The 19,107-nt window shown below is 48.3% G+C and carries 20 protein-coding genes; 11 read left to right on the top strand and 9 right to left on the bottom strand.

The genetic code is table 11. From position 1 onward, the window contains the following. From QMA35_RS17560 to QMA35_RS17545, 4 genes are all read right to left on the bottom strand, one after another. On the bottom strand, nucleotides 1–641 hold a 641-nt coding region (locus tag QMA35_RS17560), incomplete at its 3' end, for a hypothetical protein (RefSeq protein ID WP_281648457.1). Nucleotides 642–810: 169 nt separating this feature from the next. Further along, nucleotides 811–1,410, bottom strand: coding sequence for a hypothetical protein (locus tag QMA35_RS17555; RefSeq protein ID WP_281648456.1), 600 nt, complete (start codon nucleotides 1,408–1,410; stop codon nucleotides 811–813). A 50-nt stretch (nucleotides 1,411–1,460) separates the two neighbouring features. Further along, nucleotides 1,461–2,093 (bottom strand): hypothetical protein, encoded by a 633-nt coding sequence (locus tag QMA35_RS17550; RefSeq protein ID WP_281648455.1) that lies wholly within the window; start codon nucleotides 2,091–2,093, stop codon nucleotides 1,461–1,463. 226 nt (nucleotides 2,094–2,319) lie between these two features. After that, nucleotides 2,320–2,979, bottom strand: a complete 660-nt coding sequence (locus QMA35_RS17545; protein ID WP_281648454.1) for a hypothetical protein — start codon at nucleotides 2,977–2,979, stop codon at nucleotides 2,320–2,322. Nucleotides 2,980–3,165: 186 nt separating this feature from the next. Between QMA35_RS17545 and QMA35_RS17540 the strand changes: the two genes are divergently transcribed. The 4 genes from QMA35_RS17540 (at nucleotide 3,166) to QMA35_RS17525 (ending at nucleotide 5,413) form a co-directional block, all read left to right on the top strand. After that, nucleotides 3,166–3,351 (top strand): hypothetical protein, encoded by a 186-nt coding sequence (locus tag QMA35_RS17540; RefSeq protein WP_281648453.1) that lies wholly within the window; start codon nucleotides 3,166–3,168, stop codon nucleotides 3,349–3,351. A 123-nt stretch (nucleotides 3,352–3,474) separates the two neighbouring features. Further along, nucleotides 3,475–4,233, top strand: coding sequence for a fumarate/nitrate reduction transcriptional regulator Fnr (fnr, locus tag QMA35_RS17535; protein ID WP_281648452.1), 759 nt, complete (start codon nucleotides 3,475–3,477; stop codon nucleotides 4,231–4,233). A 9-nt stretch (nucleotides 4,234–4,242) separates the two neighbouring features. Then, a complete protein-coding gene (locus tag QMA35_RS17530) occupies nucleotides 4,243–4,785 on the top strand; it encodes an adenine phosphoribosyltransferase (protein WP_281648451.1) in 543 nt (180 codons plus the stop codon). A 127-nt stretch (nucleotides 4,786–4,912) separates the two neighbouring features. After that, nucleotides 4,913–5,413, top strand: coding sequence for a hypothetical protein (locus tag QMA35_RS17525; protein ID WP_281648450.1), 501 nt, complete (start codon nucleotides 4,913–4,915; stop codon nucleotides 5,411–5,413). Nucleotides 5,414–5,449: 36 nt separating this feature from the next. Here QMA35_RS17525 and QMA35_RS17520 read toward each other — a convergent pair whose 3' ends face one another. Further along, nucleotides 5,450–5,782, bottom strand: coding sequence for a TraR/DksA family transcriptional regulator (locus QMA35_RS17520; RefSeq protein WP_281648449.1), 333 nt, complete (start codon nucleotides 5,780–5,782; stop codon nucleotides 5,450–5,452). Nucleotides 5,783–6,312: 530 nt separating this feature from the next. On the opposite strand from QMA35_RS17520, the gene ttcA reads away from it, so the two are divergent. From ttcA to QMA35_RS17500, 4 genes are all read left to right on the top strand, one after another. Beyond that, nucleotides 6,313–7,254, top strand: coding sequence for a tRNA 2-thiocytidine(32) synthetase TtcA (gene ttcA / locus QMA35_RS17515; protein ID WP_281648448.1), 942 nt, complete (start codon nucleotides 6,313–6,315; stop codon nucleotides 7,252–7,254). Between the two features lie 344 nt (nucleotides 7,255–7,598). Beyond that, on the top strand, nucleotides 7,599–9,062 hold the full coding sequence (gene betB, locus QMA35_RS17510) for a betaine-aldehyde dehydrogenase (protein ID WP_281648447.1): 1,464 nt from the start codon (nucleotides 7,599–7,601) through the stop codon (nucleotides 9,060–9,062). Nucleotides 9,063–9,106: 44 nt separating this feature from the next. Next, on the top strand, nucleotides 9,107–10,789 hold the full coding sequence (gene betA, locus QMA35_RS17505; RefSeq protein ID WP_281648446.1) for a choline dehydrogenase: 1,683 nt from the start codon (nucleotides 9,107–9,109) through the stop codon (nucleotides 10,787–10,789). A gap of 281 nt (nucleotides 10,790–11,070) precedes the next feature. Beyond that, entirely contained in the window at nucleotides 11,071–12,288 is a 1,218-nt protein-coding gene (locus tag QMA35_RS17500; protein ID WP_281648445.1) for a BCCT family transporter, read from the top strand. A gap of 600 nt (nucleotides 12,289–12,888) precedes the next feature. Here the strand turns inward: QMA35_RS17500 and QMA35_RS17495 are convergent. Next, the gene (locus tag QMA35_RS17495; RefSeq protein ID WP_281648444.1) at nucleotides 12,889–13,707 is read right to left on the bottom strand and encodes a glucosaminidase domain-containing protein; all 819 of its coding nucleotides are present in this window, start codon (nucleotides 13,705–13,707) and stop codon (nucleotides 12,889–12,891) included. Nucleotides 13,708–13,867: 160 nt separating this feature from the next. On the opposite strand from QMA35_RS17495, the gene QMA35_RS17490 reads away from it, so the two are divergent. Both QMA35_RS17490 and QMA35_RS17485 read left to right on the top strand, forming a co-directional pair. Further along, nucleotides 13,868–14,470 carry a Yip1 family protein gene (locus QMA35_RS17490; protein ID WP_281648443.1) on the top strand — a complete coding sequence of 201 codons (603 nt, stop codon included), beginning with the start codon at nucleotides 13,868–13,870 and terminating at the stop codon, nucleotides 14,468–14,470. Between the two features lie 163 nt (nucleotides 14,471–14,633). Continuing rightward, nucleotides 14,634–15,125, top strand: coding sequence for a SprT-like domain-containing protein (locus QMA35_RS17485; protein ID WP_281648442.1), 492 nt, complete (start codon nucleotides 14,634–14,636; stop codon nucleotides 15,123–15,125). Here QMA35_RS17485 and QMA35_RS17480 read toward each other — a convergent pair. Together QMA35_RS17480 and recQ are read right to left on the bottom strand one after the other, a co-directional pair. After that, a complete protein-coding gene (locus QMA35_RS17480) occupies nucleotides 15,110–15,463 on the bottom strand; it encodes an Hpt domain-containing protein (protein WP_281648441.1) in 354 nt (117 codons plus the stop codon). The genes QMA35_RS17485 and QMA35_RS17480 overlap by 16 nt on opposite strands. Nucleotides 15,464–15,493: 30 nt before the next feature. Next, nucleotides 15,494–17,302 (bottom strand): DNA helicase RecQ, encoded by a 1,809-nt coding sequence (gene recQ, locus QMA35_RS17475; RefSeq protein WP_281648440.1) that lies wholly within the window; start codon nucleotides 17,300–17,302, stop codon nucleotides 15,494–15,496. 125 nt (nucleotides 17,303–17,427) lie between these two features. On the opposite strand from recQ, the gene QMA35_RS17470 reads away from it, so the two are divergent. Then, complete coding sequence (locus QMA35_RS17470) at nucleotides 17,428–17,988, top strand: UPF0149 family protein (protein ID WP_281648439.1); 561 nt, start codon at nucleotides 17,428–17,430, stop codon at nucleotides 17,986–17,988. Nucleotides 17,989–18,040: 52 nt separating this feature from the next. Here QMA35_RS17470 and QMA35_RS17465 read toward each other — a convergent pair whose 3' ends face one another. Next, nucleotides 18,041–19,042 (bottom strand): phosphate ABC transporter substrate-binding/OmpA family protein, encoded by a 1,002-nt coding sequence (locus tag QMA35_RS17465; protein WP_281648438.1) that lies wholly within the window; start codon nucleotides 19,040–19,042, stop codon nucleotides 18,041–18,043. Nucleotides 19,043–19,107 lie beyond the last annotated feature (65 nt).

Raw genomic sequence — 19,107 nt, 5'->3', positions numbered from 1 at the left:
GCGTCCTGCTCTTCCTGCTTCTTCAGTTCGCGGCGAGCTTCATCTTTCATGGCTGCCCAGAGTTTCTGGTCAGCTTTCAGCAGACGGGCGTGTTCAGTTTCTTGATACTCATTATTAGAATTGGTTTTCTGAGCTCCCTTGAATTGCTCTTTAATTGCATCAGGATCCCAGTCCACATAGGAGTCGCCTTCTTCCTTCTGCTGGCCATTATCTTGAGGTCCAAGCCCGTGAGCTTTTCTGTAATCTTCTTTAACCTTTTCAGGATCCCAATCTAAATAATGAGGCTTATCAGCTTCGAGAGGTGGTGGCGTTACGATCGCCTCATCATTCTCTTGCTGTTTTTTTTGATTATTCTTAAAGTTTTCTTTGATTCTTTCGATCTCATCATCACTCATCCCCATATACTTACGGTGCTCTTCCGTGTTGCCTGTTTCAGGAGGGGTTTCGCTCTTATTTGGATCTTCCGAATCTCCATCCAACATTTTATTTGCGACCCTGGCTGCAGCGTTTAAAGCATCCCAAATTCCAGCGTTTGAGGTGGGAACAAAGAACATTACGGATGAACACAAAAACAGAGATAAAACATGGCCACTGCAGATGCGCCTTAATAGAGCTAACTTACTTCTGATTGGACTATTCATAGGTAACTCCTTTACCAAACCTGAAATCCTGCGCCCCACCTTCCTGGCAGAGATATCCTGATTGTTTAGATACGAAACAAAGAAGTGAGTTCCTAAGACAAAGGTCTAATACCCTTGAAAAACAAAGAAAAAAGGCGCCATGGGCGCCTTTAAAAAAGTGTTCTGATTATTAATATGAAAATTCTGTAGTTACCTTATAGTTGGCACGTCTATGATCTGGCATCTTTTGACTGAGCTCATCTACACCGCTATTCAAAATGGCCATACCTTTAGACAAGTAGTCTGCGAGTTTCTGATCATGCTTTCGTTTAGCGGCCTCTTCGTCGGTTCGGGTAATAGTATTAACCAGATAATTAGCTCCTTTTTTCAACTTATCGAAAGCACCGTAAAATACGGTCGCACTACCAACCAGAGCCATCATGCCCGTTTTCCCCCAGGCAGAGAGAAAAGGATCGGGGGTGTATTCATCATCCCTGTGATACTCCATATAGCAATCAAAGAGAAAACCTCCGCCGTAATACAAACCTAAAGCTGCGCCAACGAAAACGATTCCATGCAATAACTGAGCTGCAGCTCTCTGGCCCAGATTGGCCTTTTCGAGCGTTGGCGCCTCACCTATTTGCTCGCGAAGCGTGAGCTTTACTTGGGCAGTCTTCACGTCTTTGTCATTCATATGTCCGGATTTCCGCTGCGTATACGCACCACCTTTATGGTGAGCGCTGGCTTTATTTCCGGCCCCTGAGTACTTCTTACTTGTTACTGCCGTCATGACCTTTCCTCCTTGATAAGTTCTTTTAAAACCTGCAATTAAAAATATTTTTAAGTAGTTTCCTGGAGCCGCTCGCCATACAGCTTGCCCTTCTCAATCAGCTTGTTAGCCATATCTCCGGCGATGCGCGTTCCAGCCATGCCTTGCAATTCTATGTTTTCAAGGGTCTTCAGCTTTTCTTCCAACTGAGCAACCATTTTTTCTTTCCAGGAAATCCTGAGTTCAAGGTCAGTTGGGCCAAACACTCTGGATGTTTTGCTATTGACCCACTTTGCGCTCTGAATCAACAGATAACAGTTCACCAGCACACATCCAGTTAGTTTTTTATAGAAAGACAAACCACCAAGATCCCGAAAGCGACCCGCAGAGTTACTGAGAGTTCCCAGAGGGAGAAGTTTCTTTATTACTGGAACGGTATAAAGCCAGGGAGCAGTGAGGGCAAAAGCTGCACCAACAGCGCCAAATCCAACAAGGGACAAGCAAGCCTTACCCAGAGATTTCACGATGGACATCTGGCTCTGGCTCTTTGTTGGAACCATCCTGACTTCCTGGTGGCGACCAATCAGAAGTTTTTCTGATTTATCACGGCAGGCCCTAATCTGCTGAAGATTCTCATCCTCAGGAGACAATGCTTTTGACTGGTTTCGGGAGATTCCCCGACATGAATACGCTACTTTATTCACGGCCAACACTCCTTGTTTAACCTGAATCACTGAATAAGCCGCTCTGCCCCTGAGAAAGCCAGCAGAAAACCTCGAATTACCCTTTTCGACCAGAGAGAATACAAGGAGGTTCCATAATGGTTAGTATGCCTAACAACAGTGCAAGATAAGCTGACGGATATGGGTAAATTAAACCCGCCGAAACGGGTTTAATTGTTAGTCTAAAACAACACTATCCTTTGCGGTTTTACTCCTCCTGCCGCTTAGGAAGATCCAGAATGTTAGACTCCTCTTCCAGAATGTCGATACGCTCACCGTGATCTACGAGCGTTCGGTTAGCAGCTTCTATCATGGAGCGATTGTCTTCAGCCAGTCTCTTTTGAGCATTCTCCTCAGAGTTACACAAGCGACCACGTGTGACAGTTCTCATGGCCCAACGCAGGAGGTCAACGCCCATCGGGAAACCACCCAACATATAACCGAACTGAGCGGCCACCTTGCCTGTTCCAGGACCACTGAACGTCTTAGCCGCTTCCCCAGAAATGCCAACATACTCTTTCGCAACATAACGAACAGCGTTTGAAAAATGTTCCTTGGTACCACCAAGGAAAGCCCCGGCAATAATTCCTGGTAGATATTGGTAACCAAAGTACCTCGCTCCATTCACAAAATGTGCCGCTACTTTATAGGCCACACTTGTTTTAGCGGCTGTACGACCACCAAGATCTTTTGCAGAGGTGCTACCACTTTTATCATGGCCACTTTCTATGTCACTCTGTCGAGGTGGACTAGCTTTTACAGTTCGGTTAAAGCTCGTCCCAGAAGGGGTTGTGCAATAACCTAAAAGTGTCAGCGCTCCTGCTCCAGCTGTAACAACCGCACCACCAATAATTAATGGACTTGCCATAAAAACCTCCATAGTTTTTCAGTATTACCTGATCCCATAGTCGTGTTTGAGCACAAATGGCCCGCCGGGCACATACCGGATCAGACGTTATGAGGCTTCTAGCCTCTCATGCATGTCCAAAAAGCCCGGCAAGCCGGTGGGTTCATGCTGTCACTATTGACCGGAGACTAACGAGGAGGTTCGTGGATGGGAGGCGTTCTGTTAGAATCACTAACGGGATTGATTAAGAGCAACAGAATAGCAACTCCGCAGAAAAACGAGTTCTCTATTGATAAACAGCAATGTGTCACTGGTTTTATTTTCGGTGGTTTTGAAAGAAATTTACCAATGGCAACCAATATGACAACCAAAAAGATGACAAACGATCACTAATCAAACAAAAACGACAATAAAAAAACCATTATAGGTATCTGCCACAGGGTTAAAGTTATCCCCAGATTCCCATACAATAGGCTCACTCTCTACATCAGCCAAACTGGTTCTTAGGGGCTCAATATGGCGCCAAAACTGAACGTACGGCATGCCAGCCAAGTAGCCTGCAGGGACTGTAGCCTGAGTCCTTTGTGTCTACCACTAGCGCTTAAAATAGAAGATATTGATGATCTTGATGAGATCATCAAGCGCGGCAGACCATTGAAAAAAGGCGAACATCTGTTCCTGGAAGGTGATGCATTTCACAGTGTTTTCGCGGTGCGCTCCGGTGCGCTGAAAACATACACATCCACCAATGAAGGTGAAGAGCAGATAACTGGGTTCTACCTGCCCAGTGAACTGGTCGGCCTCAGTGGACTGGACACAGACACCTATCCGGTATCTGCCCAGGCTATTGAAACCACTATGGTTTGCGAAATACCCTTCGATAAGCTCGAGAAGCTCTCCGACAGTCATCCTGCTCTGCGCCGCCAGCTTATGCGGATCATGAGCAAGAAGATTCGTGAAGACCAGCAGATGAAACTGCTGCTGTCGAAGAAAAATGCTGACGAGCGAATTGCGACATTCCTCATCAACCTGGCCAGTCGTTTCCGACGCCGGGGTTTCTCCTCACAGTCTTTCCGCCTATCCATGTCCCGTAATGAAATGGGCAACTATCTTGGTTTGGCGGTAGAAACTGTAAGTCGTGTTTTCACTCGCTTCCAGAAGGCGGAACTCATCCATGCCAACGGCAAAGAGATTGAGATTACCAACGCAATGGAGCTGTGCACCCTCGCAGGTGGTAAACTGACTGACAGTCCTGAGGTAGTAAACATTCAGTAAGTTAGTGATATGAACCATTCTGTATTTAGTGAAGATCGTCTGCGTGGCCTAATCCGGGCTGTGCCTGACTGGCCGGAACCCGGTGTTATGTTCCGTGACATTACCACCCTGCTCAAGTCTCCCGAAGGCATGAGCATGGTTCACGAAACGTTTGCCGAGCGTTACCGGGATAAGGGCGTTACACATATCGGCGCATTGGATGCCCGAGGATTTCTTCTGGGAGCGCCGTTGGCCGCCACCTTGAAGTTACCTCTGGTTATTTTCAGAAAGCCTGGCAAACTTCCGGCGGATACGATCTGCGAAGAATATACGCTGGAATATGGCAAAGCAGCTCTTGAGGTTCATACCGACTCCCTCTCCGCTGGAGATAAAATTGTTTTGATTGATGATCTTATTGCCACTGGCGGAACTCTTCTTGCGGCCACCAAACTGGTTAACCGTCTGGAAGCCGAAGTCATTGAAGCAGCTGCCATCATCGACCTGCCAGCCCTTGGCGGTTCATCCAAGCTGAAAGACGAAGGCATAGTCTCCTTCACACTGACCAGCTATTAATCCCCCCGAACCAGTCCGGTATAACCAGACTGGTTTACTTTCCCTTCAATTTTGCCGATGCCTCTTTTAGAAAGTTCTGTTATACCTTTAAGTACAACAACTGTTCTCACCGGAAGAGATAAAAAATATGGGTATCTGTGCCAAGGAACTGCGCACACTGGTTATTCGCCCCACGTTAAAACATTTAGGCCTGTGGAGCTCCGCGACAGAGGATCTTCTTTTGGGAACGGCAGCCCAGGAGTCCGGGCTTGGGGAACACCTGAAAATGGATAACCATCGAGCATTGGGAATTTATCAGATCACTCCACGCATGCACCGCAACATTTGGGATAATTTTCTGTCCACTCAGCCAGAATTAGCGAGCAAAGTGAGAGGCTTGGCCAGCCAACACGAATTTCTTCAACACCCCCATGCCGAACTGGCTACCAATCTTTCCTACGCAACAGCGGTCGCACTAATGGTTTACCTGCGCAGGGGCAAGCCTCTGCCCGAAAGTTTCAAAGACAACCCCAAACGATTAGGACGCTGCTGGCACAACAATTTTCACAGCAAACCACAGGGCACAGTCGATCAGTTTGTCGAACACTACAACAGCCTGATCCGGGACAAGGAAACAAGCAAGAGCTGAAACAGCAGACATGGGGTTCGCAAAGAGATTCAGTCGCTATTGCCCGCGAGCTTCTGCACATTTCACGCACAAACTGGTGTAAGGCATAACTTTCAGGCGTTCCAGAGGAATTCCCCCACCACAATCAATACAGAGGGTGTACTCTTCCTCATCAATCCGCTCAAGAGCTTTCTGGATAAGGTGAAGCTCATGCACGGCCTCATTACCAAGAGCGTCTATAACTTCATCATTTTCCCGTTCCTGAGCCTGCTCAGACCAGTCAGCATTAGCTTTTCGGGTAACATCTTTCTTAATGTTATCCAAACGCTCTTGGAGCTCGGACTGACGACTCAGCAACACTTCACGAAATTGGTCATATTCCCCTTTCATGGTGGATTCCCTCTACGCTTTCCTGACTTATTAAACTAAGACTGGCTGATTTCCAACTTGGAAGTGCTCTTATTCTTTCATCGGGATCAGGCACTTCATACCCAGAACGACTTATGACTTCTTTTATCTTGCATTCCAAGGTTACGATCAACACGGCTGATGACATGTATCAACAACAGGCTGACAGAGTTTAGCAAACCTTCCGAACCTTTCGGCGACAGATACGGCTTACCCTTATAATGCGACGTTTTTACAGGAATACCAAGGGATATATGACCAGTTAAAACAGTATTATCAACAGGTAGCGCCCTCTGCAAAAAACGGCCGCAGACCCCATATCCTTAGCAGCCCCACAGAGCTGATATCTGAAACACTCCCAGTTTTAATAAGTTTGATATTTTTTTATCGCTCCATGCCTAATTAAGCCCTTCCCTAGGGCTCTCCCACACATTATTGCGTAGAACCCAATTGGTCAGTTCATCAGCTATCGGTATAATTGCCCGTTTTCCCGCACAGCACCTTTATTCAGAATGACAGCATCTACCCTTGTGGGCGCCGATAAGACCGAATTTAACAAACTTCAGAAAAAGCTCCGTCGACACACCGGCCGGGCCATTGAAGATTTCAATATGATCGAAGATGGCGATAAGGTCATGGTCTGCCTCTCCGGAGGCAAAGACAGCTACGCCATGCTGCACGTCCTTATGAGCCTGAAAAAGAGCGCACCAATCAACTTTGAACTGGTGGCCGTCAATCTGGATCAGAAGCAGCCCGGATTCCCTGATCATATACTGCCCGAGTATCTGGAGAGTATTGGTGTCCCCTACCATATTGTGAACCGTGACACTTACTCAGTGGTGAAGTCCAAGATTCCAGAAGGCAAAACAACCTGCGGCCTGTGCTCTCGCCTGCGTCGTGGAACTCTTTACGCCTTTGCTGAAGATATTGGCGCGACCAAAATCGCTCTGGGTCACCACAAGGATGATATTGTCGAAACCATGTTCCTGAACATGTTCTACGGTTCTCGTCTGGCCGCTATGCCGCCAAAACTGCGTTCCGACGACGGCCGTAATGTGGTGATTCGCCCACTGGCTTACTGCCGGGAAAAAGACATCATCCAGTTTGCCGACCTGATGCAGTTCCCAATCATCCCCTGCAACCTGTGTGGTTCCCAGGAAAACCTGCAACGCCAGAATATTAAGGCCATGCTCTCCGAGTGGGAGAGTCAGCATCCCAGTCGGATCGACTCCATATTCTCTGCAATGCAAAATATCGCACCATCTCAGATGTCTGACTTTGAGTTATTCAACTTCAAGGATCTGAGCATCGACCGTACTGGTGAGCGTAAGCCTTACGAGCACGAAGATAACCAGTCCATTTTCTCTGGAAATATTCCCGAGCTAGCGACTGAAAGCAGTAACGACAGCGATAACAGTATTGCTGTGGTCAACTTCGACCCACTCGTTCAATAACCTTCAATGCTCAGGCCGGCTTCGAACTAGAACCGGCCTTCATTTGCCTCTTATTAGTAAAATCTATAGACTGCATCGTACGCATCAACACCTACAAGAGCCGTATGCTTCAGCAGCTTCTAAAAGTTTTCTCGATTACGTCGCCTTCTACCAAGACCCTGCTCGCTCTTTTTCTCCAGCATCATTTCCGGCTCGCCTGACGAAAACCTTCGAAATCGCAGCAGTTTCCACACTTCGCTGCGACCTCTCTCTATCCATAATTTTTTAAAATTACATAGCGTCCACCTGTCATTACGCATAATTAAAATATGTAAAGGGTCGCTATAAAAATAACGGAGCAACCAGTGTCTCTTCCCCGCTATCAGAATTTTGTCGATGGCCAATACCTTGCCAACCAGACAGGTGAAACTTTTCCAGTGATCAACCCGGCCACAGGCCAGGTAATCTATGACGTTGAAGTAGCAGATGATGCTGTACGTTCAGCTGCGATAATCAGCGCACAAAAAGGTTTCGAAGCTTGGTCTGCACTCAGTGGAATGGAACGCAGCCGCATCTTAAATCGCGCAGTGGCTCTACTGCGGGAACGCAACGATGAGCTGGCTCGTATTGAAGTACTGGATACCGGCAAACCCTGGCAGGAAGCATCCGTTGTTGATGTGGTAACAGGTGCCGACTCTATTGAATTCTTTGCCGGAGTGGCACCTTCTATTGAAGGTAACCAGCAAAACCTGGGGCAAGATTTTTACTATACCCGTCGTGAACCGCTGGGTATCTGCGCCGGTATCGGCGCCTGGAACTATCCATTACAGATTGCCTGCTGGAAGGCTGCACCTGCGCTGGCCTGCGGCAACAGTATGATCTTCAAGCCTTCCGAGGAAACGCCATTAGGAGCCCTAAAACTGGCAGAAATCTTTATTGAGGCTGGTGTACCTGCAGGGGTATTTAATGTGGTGCAGGGTAATGGTGAAGTCGGCGCCTGGCTCACTCACAACCCTGATATTGCCAAAGTCTCTTTCACCGGCGAAGTCGGCACCGGTAAAAAAGTGATGGCAGCCGCAGCTTCATCCTTGAAAGATGTGACTATGGAACTGGGTGGTAAATCACCGCTGATTATCTTTGATGATGCTGATCTGGATAATGCTGTCTCTGGCGCCATGCTCGGCAATTTCTACACCCAGGGCGAGATTTGCACCAACGGTACCCGAGTTTACGTTCACAGAAATATTTATCCCGCTTTTGTCGAGAAACTGCTGCAACGGACCAAAAACAATATTGTGACTGGTGATCCACTCGATCCCAACACTAACCTTGGCGCGCTGATTTCCAAAAAGCACCACCAACTGGTACTCGACTATATCCAGAAAGGTAAAGACGAAGGCGCCACCCTGCTAGCTGGCGGTAGCGCTGCATCTCCAGCATCAGCCCCAGAAGGTTACTTTGTTGAACCCACCATCTTTGCTGACTGCCAAGATGACATGACTATTGCTCGGGAAGAGATTTTTGGCCCGGTAATGGCACTGCTTACCTTTGATGATGAAGACGAAGTCATTGCCCGCGCTAACGATACTGAATTTGGCTTAGCTGCTGGCGTCTTCACTCAGGACATTACCCGAGCCCACCGCGTAATTCATCAGCTGCAGGCAGGTATCTGCTGGATCAATAACTATGGTGCCTCCCCTGCTGAAATGCCGGTAGGCGGTTACAAGCAGTCAGGTATTGGCCGGGAAAACGGTGTGGAAACACTGAAACACTACACCCAGACCAAAGCCGTATATGTGGGCATGACTCCACTGGAAAGCCCATTTTAAAGCTCTGTTGATCCAGAGAAAATAATCAGGACAAGAGCAGTACCATGACAGAACAACAGTATGATTATGTCGTAGTTGGTGCAGGTTCCGCAGGATGCGTGCTGGCTAACCGCCTCACGGAAAGTGGCAACAACAAGGTTTTACTGATCGAAACCGGCGGCAGTGACAAAAGCATTTTTATCCAGATGCCCACAGCTCTTTCAATCCCCATGAATACCAAGAAGTACGCCTGGCAGTATGAAACCCAGCCAGAACCATTTCTCGACAATCGTCGTATGCACTGCCCTCGCGGCAAAGTGCTGGGTGGTTCTTCCTCTATTAATGGCATGGTGTATGTACGCGGCCACGCCAGAGATTTTGATGAGTGGCAGAGTCATGGCGCAACAGAATGGGATTACAGCCACTGTTTGCCCTACTTCCAGAAAGCCGAAAGCTGGGCTTGGGGTGGCGATGATTACCGTGGTGACTCTGGCCCGCTCGCTGTCAACAATGGTAACGAGATGCAGAACCCGCTTTACCGTGCCTTTATAAAGGCCGGTACCGAAGCGGGCTATATGGAAACCAGTGATTACAACGGCTGCAGACAGGAAGGCTTTGGGCCTATGCATATGACCATCAAGAATGGTTTACGATGGTCTACAGCAAATGCTTATCTTCGCCCAGCTATGAAGCGCAGCAATTTAACAGTTGTTACCCATGCCCAGGTTCATCGAGTACTGCTGAATGGTACTCAAGCTACAGGCGTAGCGTTCCAACAGAAAGGCCAATTGAAGCAAGCGAAAGTCTCCAAAGAAGTGATTCTCTCTGCCGGCTCTATCGGCTCACCCCATATTCTGCAGCTATCAGGTATTGGCCCACGGGGTGTTCTGGAAAAAGCCGGTATTCCAGTGAAACACGAACTGCCCGGTGTCGGTGAAAACCTGCAGGACCACTTGGAATTCTATTTCCAGTTCCGCTGCAAGGAACCTATTACCTTGAATGGCAAGCTGGACCCGTTTAACAAGTTCCTGATTGGTGCCCGCTGGTTCTTTAAGAAAGACGGCCTGGGCTCCACTAATCATTTTGAATCCTGTGGCTTTATTCGCTCCAAAGCCGGGGTGGAATGGCCAGATATGCAATACCACTTTCTGCCGGCCGCCATGCGTTACGACGGTCGCAGCGCTTTTGATGGCCACGGTTTTCAGGTGCATATCGGCCATAATAAACCGAAAAGCCGGGGCTGGGTTCGAGCAACATCAGCTGATCCCAATGTACATCCAGAGATCCAGTTTAACTATCTGGAACATGAAGAAGACCGGGAAGGCTTCCGCCAGTGCGTGCGCCTGACCCGAGAAATTATTAATCAGCCTGCCTTTGATCAATACCGGGGCTCAGAGATCCAGCCTGGTGAACAAATTCAGACTGATAAAGAGATTGATGAGTTTGTCCGCCAGTCGGTGGAGAGCGCTTATCACCCGTCCTGCAGCTGCCGGATGGGCATCGACGACATGGCTGTTGTCGATCCGGAAACGCGGGTCAGAGGCCTCTCGGGGTTGCGGGTGGTGGATTCTTCCATTTTCCCAACTATTCCCAACGGCAACCTCAACGCCCCCACCATTATGGTGGCCGAGCGCGCCGCGGACCTGATTACAGGAGCCGATATGCTGGCTCCTTCATCTGCTGAAGTAGGCATGGACACCAACTGGCAAACGGCACAGCGAACTGGTGAAGCTTTACGTGTGCGTTAAAGGCTATACGTTTGAGCTAAAGGCTATAGGTGTGAGCTAAAGGCTATAGGTGTGAGCTAAAGGCTATAGGTGTGAGCTAAAGGCTTTGCGCGTCAGTTCAACACAAAAATAATTATTAAAGCGATACAGAGTTTAACTATCGCCAGTGCAAAGCCGCTGTGTAAGCAAGCGATTGGCGGCTGGCGATACTTAAGGTCTGCCATATAACGATAACGACAAAGCAGGGAACTTATGAAAACAATAATGTCTTTCTCCATGGCACGAACGACGGAGGGCGCACAATGATGACTGCTCTTCTGTGCGCCGGTATTCTGTTCACCTTTACCGCCATAATTTTTGTGCTGATCAAGTGGGGCAATATGCCGCTCGTGGGTGTCACCCCAGTGCGCACCCTTACCTTTATCGCTATTCTGTTTACTTCCGGTCTGGATGTGGGATTGATTATGTTCCCGCTCACTGAATTCGCCAGTTATGCCGATTTAGCCGCCAGTCCAGAGTATGCCTTCAGCAACCCGCTGGCCATTGAGTTTGGCTTCTGGGGCTTTTTAATCTGGGGATTCTACTTCCTGACCTGCTTCTACTTCTGCGCCATTGAGCCGAAGGTAAAGTTCTTTGAAATCCCATTAATCAAGTTCATCAATAACACAGTAATTATCGGCACCTGCGCCTTTACTGCTTATCTCTTACTGAGCAACCTGCCCTGGTATATGCCCCAGATTGGCGACGGTGAAACGGTAGTTGGCAGCTTTTACCTGATTGTATTTGCAGTGATTGCTATCGCTGTTTATTCCAGTACCAGCCTGCGCCTTGTGCGCACACTCAGTTTGTCGTCTACCTGGATGTTTCTGAGTTTGATCGCCTTGATGTGGGTGGGTGCCTTTACCGGTGAAAACGGAAGCACCAGTGATTTTGTCTCTACAGTTGCGCTGATTGGTAACTACTTCGGCAATATTCACCAGTTCGTACTACCACTGAATGACTACCACGAGTTTTACCTGTTCTGGTGGTTTGCCTGGAGCATTATGATCGGCCAGTTCACCTCCCGTTTTGTGGGAGGTCTGAAAACCTGGCAGGTGCTGGCAGCAATGCTGGTATTCCCATCCATTCCCATTGCTACATGGTTTGCTGTGCTGTACTACTACCACCTGCATAGCCTCGACACCACCGGCTACTACAGTCTGGCTATGGTCGCAGTTGGTATTATCTTCGTGGTGAATTCTCTGGATTCCTTGATCCGTTTGTACACCGATAATCTCAACCTGACGGTTCAGCGTTTCGGCAAAGCCAAGTACATTGCCGGTAATCTGGTCGCTATGGTGCTGCTGACCCTGCTGTTCAAGTTTGAATTCCTGCAGATTCAGTGGATCGGTGCGCTGGTGATTGGCCTGTTCTTCGCCTGTTTGACTTATATTCTGGTGACCAGTTTCTCCAAGGTGCGTGCTATCGAGAGCTCACCGAAAGAGAACGAAGTGGACTATAGCAAGATTGAGATGGCCTGATTGAGATGGCCTGATTGAAAAGGTTTGATACTTCTCACATTCCATAAGAATGCCCTTTTAGGGCATTCTTTCTTCACAACCCCTATCAACAACAGAATGTATAGCAAAACGGTTACGGAGAAGCATAACAAACCATTTGTGTGGTGAATCTAAAGATCACTACAGTATTTATTATACATGATGCCCTCCACCAGCCAGCAGGCTACCCGAGATCAGTAACAAGAAGAACGTCGATTAAAGATACTTGCCTCCGTAGAAGCTCGAATGAATACCGCTAAACCTGGGTCTGAAACTGAGACGAATTCAACGATCAAGCGCGGTAGATCACTCAACAACCCAACCCATAAAACAAAAACCACAGAATTCGAATCATCAGACTTATCCCAAGAAAATGCTGACATAGACTCTTCATACGCTCCTGCCCCTTCAGCATCGACTAACGATTTATCTGAAGAGCCGGTAAAGCAAGAACCAAGGCGTGACAATGCAGCAGGATCAAGCAAACAAAAATCTACTCGCTCAAATGGCCACGCAGACAACAGACGCCATAAACACAAAGGCCGGTGTAGATAACCAACCTTTGAGCCCAATCAAAAAGGTTTACCCTTCTCTGACAACGTCTATGGTTTTATCAAAACGGGCAAGGCGGTTACCATGAATCATCTGCACAATTTCATCCACATAGACAGAACCGCGTTCAGAATACTTGCCCAGCCCCTGAGCAATATAGGCACCAGTAATCGTCATTCCATTAAAGCGTGCATTGGCGCGCAACTCTCTCAGCGACTGATATTGAGCATGGGTATTTAAATTCTTGATATAAGCCCGTACTGAACCATTAACATCATCGAACTTTCTCACTTCGTGAGTAAAACCTTCAGTGCGAGAGTTTGGCACGAGTCCACACCCCTTCAGGAAGCACCACTGACCAAAATAATTATTCCCCTCGCGGGCAAAGCGGGAAGTTCCCCAGCCAGATTCATTAGCTGCCTGAGCCAGTGCTAATGACGGAGGAATAACATCCACGCGCAGCAGCATTTCCGCAAACCAGACGCTATCGAGCTTATTACCAAGCCGGTAATCGCCCCCAATCCGGGATAACCAGATTTTGTCTTCAGCGGCCAGCTCTTCCTTATGGCTTAGGGCAACCAATCGGGCGCGATGGGCAAGAATTTCTTTATTCTCCTGCTCAACCATTGGGAGTATGTAGGAGAAAAAAGTTTGTTTCTTCTGTTTAACATCATTTATGGCGGTAAAGTCTGGAACTCCAGCTAACTCCCAGGCTTGTTTGGTTACAAGCTTCTCAGCAATCGGAGTTGAAACTTCTTCTCTGTCTGTCTCTTTATCTAACACCAGAGATACACCAAGAAGAACAGCCAGAACAGCCGTTAATGTGAAATCCACAGAAAATCTAATCAAATCGCCACTCCTGTTTGTAACTTACAACTGGCAACCCTGTTGCCAAGAGACTCACATACTGTTTAACTGAAAGAGTCGAAGGAAAACGACAAACTTATAATTAATAAAAAAGACGCCAGCTCGCAATTGCAGTCTGTACTGACTGGCAGGGAGGAGCACGATGAGTTTGACTCACGTATGGGGGCTGTTTATGCACCCTGATCAGGAATGGCGCAGTATCCGTGATGAAAAACCTACCATTCTGAAATTTATTATTTCTTATCTCCTGCTTATGGCGGCAATCCCGGCAGTCAGCGGCTATCTGGGCACAACCATAACCGGCTGGCGCCTCCCCGGAGGAACCGAAGCGGTTCGTCTCACCGAATCAAGCGCGGCCATTATGTCAGTTTTTGCCTACTTTGCCACCATAGCAGCTATTTTGGTTATATCAGGGTTCACTCACTGGATGGCTCGAACCTTTGGTTCAACCCCTACTCTCGGTCAGTGCATAGCGTTTACCACCTATACCGCCACTCCCTTGCTGATCGGAGGCTTATCCGGCCTGATTCCATCTTTATGGACAGCCATGATCATTGGCACGGTAGTAATTTGCTGGTCAGCCTATCTTCTGTACACCGGTATCCCAGTGTTTATGGATATCCCCTTCGAACGTGGGGTTATTTTTGCCAGTTCCATTCTCTGTGTAGCCCTGGTTGTTCTGGTAGCCACTATGGCAACCACAGTGACGTTGTGGAATCTGGGAGCAGGCCCTGTTTATACCTAGGCTATCTAAAACCCTCGAATGTCTATAACGATTGCTTAAAACATCGGGCCACATAATGGCCCGATTATTTTTTCTGCAAAAATATTCTCTGGCACACCGCCAAACCACGACTAGAATTTCCTGCGCTTCATCTTCACAGCTCCAATAACTGGCTGGACAAGCAATGGAATTCCTCGATATCGACACTCGTATTCAGCAGCTTCTGCGTGCAGCTTCCAGCTACTACGATATGCCATTTTCGCCACCCAAGGTATTACTGGACTTAACCGGTGCCGATGCTGGGCAGGCCATATCGGAAGATAATCTTCTGAGATTCAATCAGGAGTTTTACCGTCATAACCGCAATCACTTTGTTCATCACATTGTGGCCCATGAAACCGCGCATTTGGTTGCCCAGAAGGTTTACGGCCACACCATTGCTGCTCACGGCAGAGAGTGGCAAGGTGTGATGAACAGGGTTTTTTATGTACCGGCCACCTGTAAACACAATTACGATCTACGCCAAAGCTCACGCTATCGATTCATCTATGGTTGCCGCTGCTCAAAAAGAGAAACCCCACTTTCCGCAATCAGACACAATCGCAAAAAACGGGGTGTGGTGTATTTCTGTGGTGACTGTGGTGCGCGCTATCGCTTTCTTTATGAAGCGATATAACCGTTAAGAGCAGTTTTTACATCAGAAAACAACGCTTCAGCCTGAGAAACCAGTGGCGTACAGGCTTCATCCAAGCCGCTGTCAGCAGCTTTCTGCTCAAGATCAAGACACAGCGCCTGAAGCCCCAAGGCTCCAATATTCCCGCAACTTGACTTAAAACTGTGGGCTGCACGCCGGAAACTCTCAATATCCCCATTGCCAAGGGATTCTCTCATCAACCTCAGCTGGGTAGGGCCATCTTCAAGGTAAAGGGTCACCAGCTCTTTCACCTCTTCTTCCCCTTCATCTCCCATTAACTCCTTGAATTCATCCAGAACAGAAAAATCTATCGGGTCCATGATCGGCATTCCTCCCTGTTTTCCAAAAGATTAGCAGTCTACAGAGGTATGCTTTGCCAATACTTTCAGGAACGCTTCGCCATAATTATCCAGCTTGAACTGCCCTACCCCAGAAACCTGGAGCAGCTCTTCCGAGGTTGAAGGCCGTGTAGACATCATGCCCCGCAAAGTCGCATCACTGAATACCTGAAACGGCGGTACTTCTCTCTCTTTGGCGAGATGGAGACGAAGGGCACGCAACTCTTCCCAAAGTTCTGCATTTTCGCCATAAAGTTTTTGCTCAGGTTTAGCAGTATTCAGCTCCTGAACCTCGTAACGATCCCGGCGCAATTCAAGCCGCTCTTCGCCCCGAAGCAACTTCCGGCTTTTCTCTGTCAACAGCAACCCACCATGGCTTTCTGAGGTGACTGTGACATAACCTCTGGCCACCAACTGCCGGTAAACCGAGCGCCACATGGGCTGACTAAGCTCTTTACCAAGCCCGAAGGTGGAAAGCTCCTGATGCCCCAACTCTTTTACACGTTTGTTGGCCTTCCCCAGCAAAACATCTACAAGGTGAGTAACGCCGTAACGCTGCCCTGTTCGATAAACATTAGAAAGCGCTTTACGAGCTTCTTCGGTCGCATCCCAGGAAGAAACGGGCTCGACACAAAGATCACAGTTTCCGCACTTATCTTCACGCTGCTCACCGAAATAACCCAGTAAAGCCTGCCGACGACAGCCGGACATTTCACAAAAGCCCAACATCGCTGTCAGCCGTTGTCGCTCTAGCTGCTGCATATCCTGATTCATTCCAGACTGAGCCAGCATCTGCCCGAGAATAATCACATCCTGCAGGCCATAAACCAGCCAGGCTGTAGCAGAAAGACCATCACGCCCGGCACGGCCCGTTTCCTGATAATAAGCCTCTATGCTGCGAGGCATATCCATATGGGCAACAAAGCGCACATCAGGTTTATCGACTCCCATACCAAATGCGATGGTGGCCACCATTACCATATTCTCTGTGGTCTGGAACCGCTGCTGGTTATGCTGGCGAACCTCTGAATCCAACCCCGCATGATAAGGCAGTGCCTCTACACCATGCCTTTGCAGCCAGGCTGCCAGTTCATCAACCTTTCTACGGGACAGGCAATAAACAATTCCAGACTGACCAGCATGATCTTTCAGAATAAAATCCAGCAACTGTTTGCGGGCATTTCTCTTTTGAGCCAAGCGGTAAAAGATATTGGGGCGATCAAAACTGCTCACAAACCAGCGAGCCTGCTCCAGATGCAAACGTTCGGCAATTTCTGAACGGGTACGCTGGTCAGCGGTGGCTGTCAGGGCAATACGGGGAATATTGGGAAAGCGTTCGTGGAGAATGGAAAGCTGCAGATATTCCGGGCGGAAATCATGTCCCCACTGGGACACACAGTGGGCTTCATCAATGGCAAAGAGCGAAATTTTAAGATGCTCCAACAACTCCAGCATCCGATGAGTCATTAATCGTTCCGGGGACACATAGAGAAGATCATATGCTCCTCGCACCAGAGCATTATTCACTTGCATCTGCTCTTCTCTATCCAAACCGGAATGAAGAGCGGCGGCACGAACACCCTGTAAATTCATGGCGCCCACCTGATCCTGCATCAAGGCGATCAATGGCGAAATAACGATGGCTGTTCCTGGACGCATAAGCGCAGGAATCTGGTAACAAAGGCTTTTACCACCACCCGTGGGCATTAATACCAGCGCATCGCCATCCTGCGACACATGGTCAATTATTGCTTCCTGCTGACCACGAAACGCAGCATAACCGAAAACATCAGCCAGAATATCCCGAGCCCGGTCTGACATAGCACCCCAGAAATAACAATTAACGATCAGGAAAAACCGCAGTATACACGTCTGAGCTTCCAAATTGCCTCAACACACGTCAGACTATTTGCATCTTTTATAACCCCCGTTCAAGGGATTACCCTATGACAGACTCAGAACTGCTTCTCGACGGCCAGCTATTTCAGGCTCTCGACAAAATGGCGGATACCGACGAAGAAAGCCTTGACGCAATTATGGGTCATGGTTATCTGACTGCTCAGGTGATCAGTCCGGCTCCAGATTCTCCGGAACAGATTTGTGAGGTCATGTTCTCTAACCCTGAAGCAACAGGCCTCAGCAAAGAAGAACTGACTCGCAATATCAGCGATATTCTTTCTTTCATTGATAACCAGCTCAATGATGATAGCGCGGAGTTCGTTATTCCGGTCGCTGTTGAAGAAGATGAAGAATTGCTGGAGTCGGAACTCGCAGACTGGTGTGCCGGCTTCCTGGAAGCTCACATTGAACAGGAAGACGCCTGGTTGGGAGATAATGAGCAGGCGGTCGCAGAACTACTGCTACCCGTTGCAGCTCTGTCTGGGCTGTTTGCCGATGAGCCGGATTTCAAAGAAATCTCAAACAACGGTACATTACTGGAAGATATGGCAGTTCAACTACCAGAAGTGATGATTGAGCTGTATCTTCTTATGCGTGCTGATAGTTAAGCTCTAAAAAAACAGCCTGCCGATTGGCAGGCTATTTTTTATCCAAAACTATTCAGGCTTCCCTTTCTTCCAGATTCTCCCGTTTCCCTGTCTGGCTCAGCTGTTGGGGGCTCGCTTCAAACCAAACCTCAACACGCCGGTTTTTCACCTTGGCAGACTGATCATTGCCATCGGACAGATGGAGATACTTTCCATAGCCGTACAAATCCAAATGCCGCCGAGAGACTCCTGCCCGAATCAAAGCTCTACGCACAACCTTCGCCCGGAGTTTGGACAATAATTGTGAGTAAGAACCGCCATTACCTTCTGCGAAACCCACCAACAATAAATTACCGGGATTACTCTTCATAAACTCAACAATACGCTTCACATCCTGCTGCGCCTTGTTATCAAGCTGGGCCTTTCCATCATGAAAACGGAAATTAACAGATAGACGCTGACTATCCTGCACCAAATTTTTGTAGGAGTTCGGGGTTGCAGAAATATCGGCCAGCAGGGGCTTTATGTTCTGGGAAATATAACCCACACGATCCACAATCTCCTGCCCCTGCACACCAATCACCCAAGACATAAAATCACGAGCATAAGCATTCGGCTCAACTCCAGGCAGATAAAGATACAAACGTCGAGCCAGAGCATAATCTTCTGTGGCAACGGTTAAGCGCTCAGGATTAAGGGCACGGGTTTCCCCGGCTGCAATAGCAAGGGCTTTTGCACGACCAATGGTATTTAAGCTAACAAAACCGATAGCAGCAGAGTCATCCGCAACCCGGCCTGACAACGTGGTATTGGATTCAAATCGTTCGGCTGTTGAGGTGAGCTTATAGGTTTTACCCAACACCAGCTTACGGAATGTATCCCAGGTGCCGGACTGATTATCCCGGGCATAAACGGTAATAGCTTTATCTGGCCCGCCAACCTGACTCCAGTTATTAATTTCCCCAGAAAAAATGCGGGCAACATCTGCAGTTCTCAATTGGCTTAACGGGTTACTGGGATGAACAACAACGGCAATGCCATCTATTCCCACAACATACTCTGACCTGATTACCACTGTAAGTCAGCCAGCTTAAGAAGCCTTTCTGGCATTGGGCACGTACGTGCTGCCATGTAGCCAAG

The sequence above is a fragment of the Parendozoicomonas sp. Alg238-R29 genome (assembly GCF_947331445.1).
In the GTDB taxonomy this organism is placed as follows: Bacteria; Pseudomonadota; Gammaproteobacteria; order Pseudomonadales; family Endozoicomonadaceae; genus Sansalvadorimonas.
This window is presented reverse-complemented; position numbering and strand designations above follow the sequence as displayed.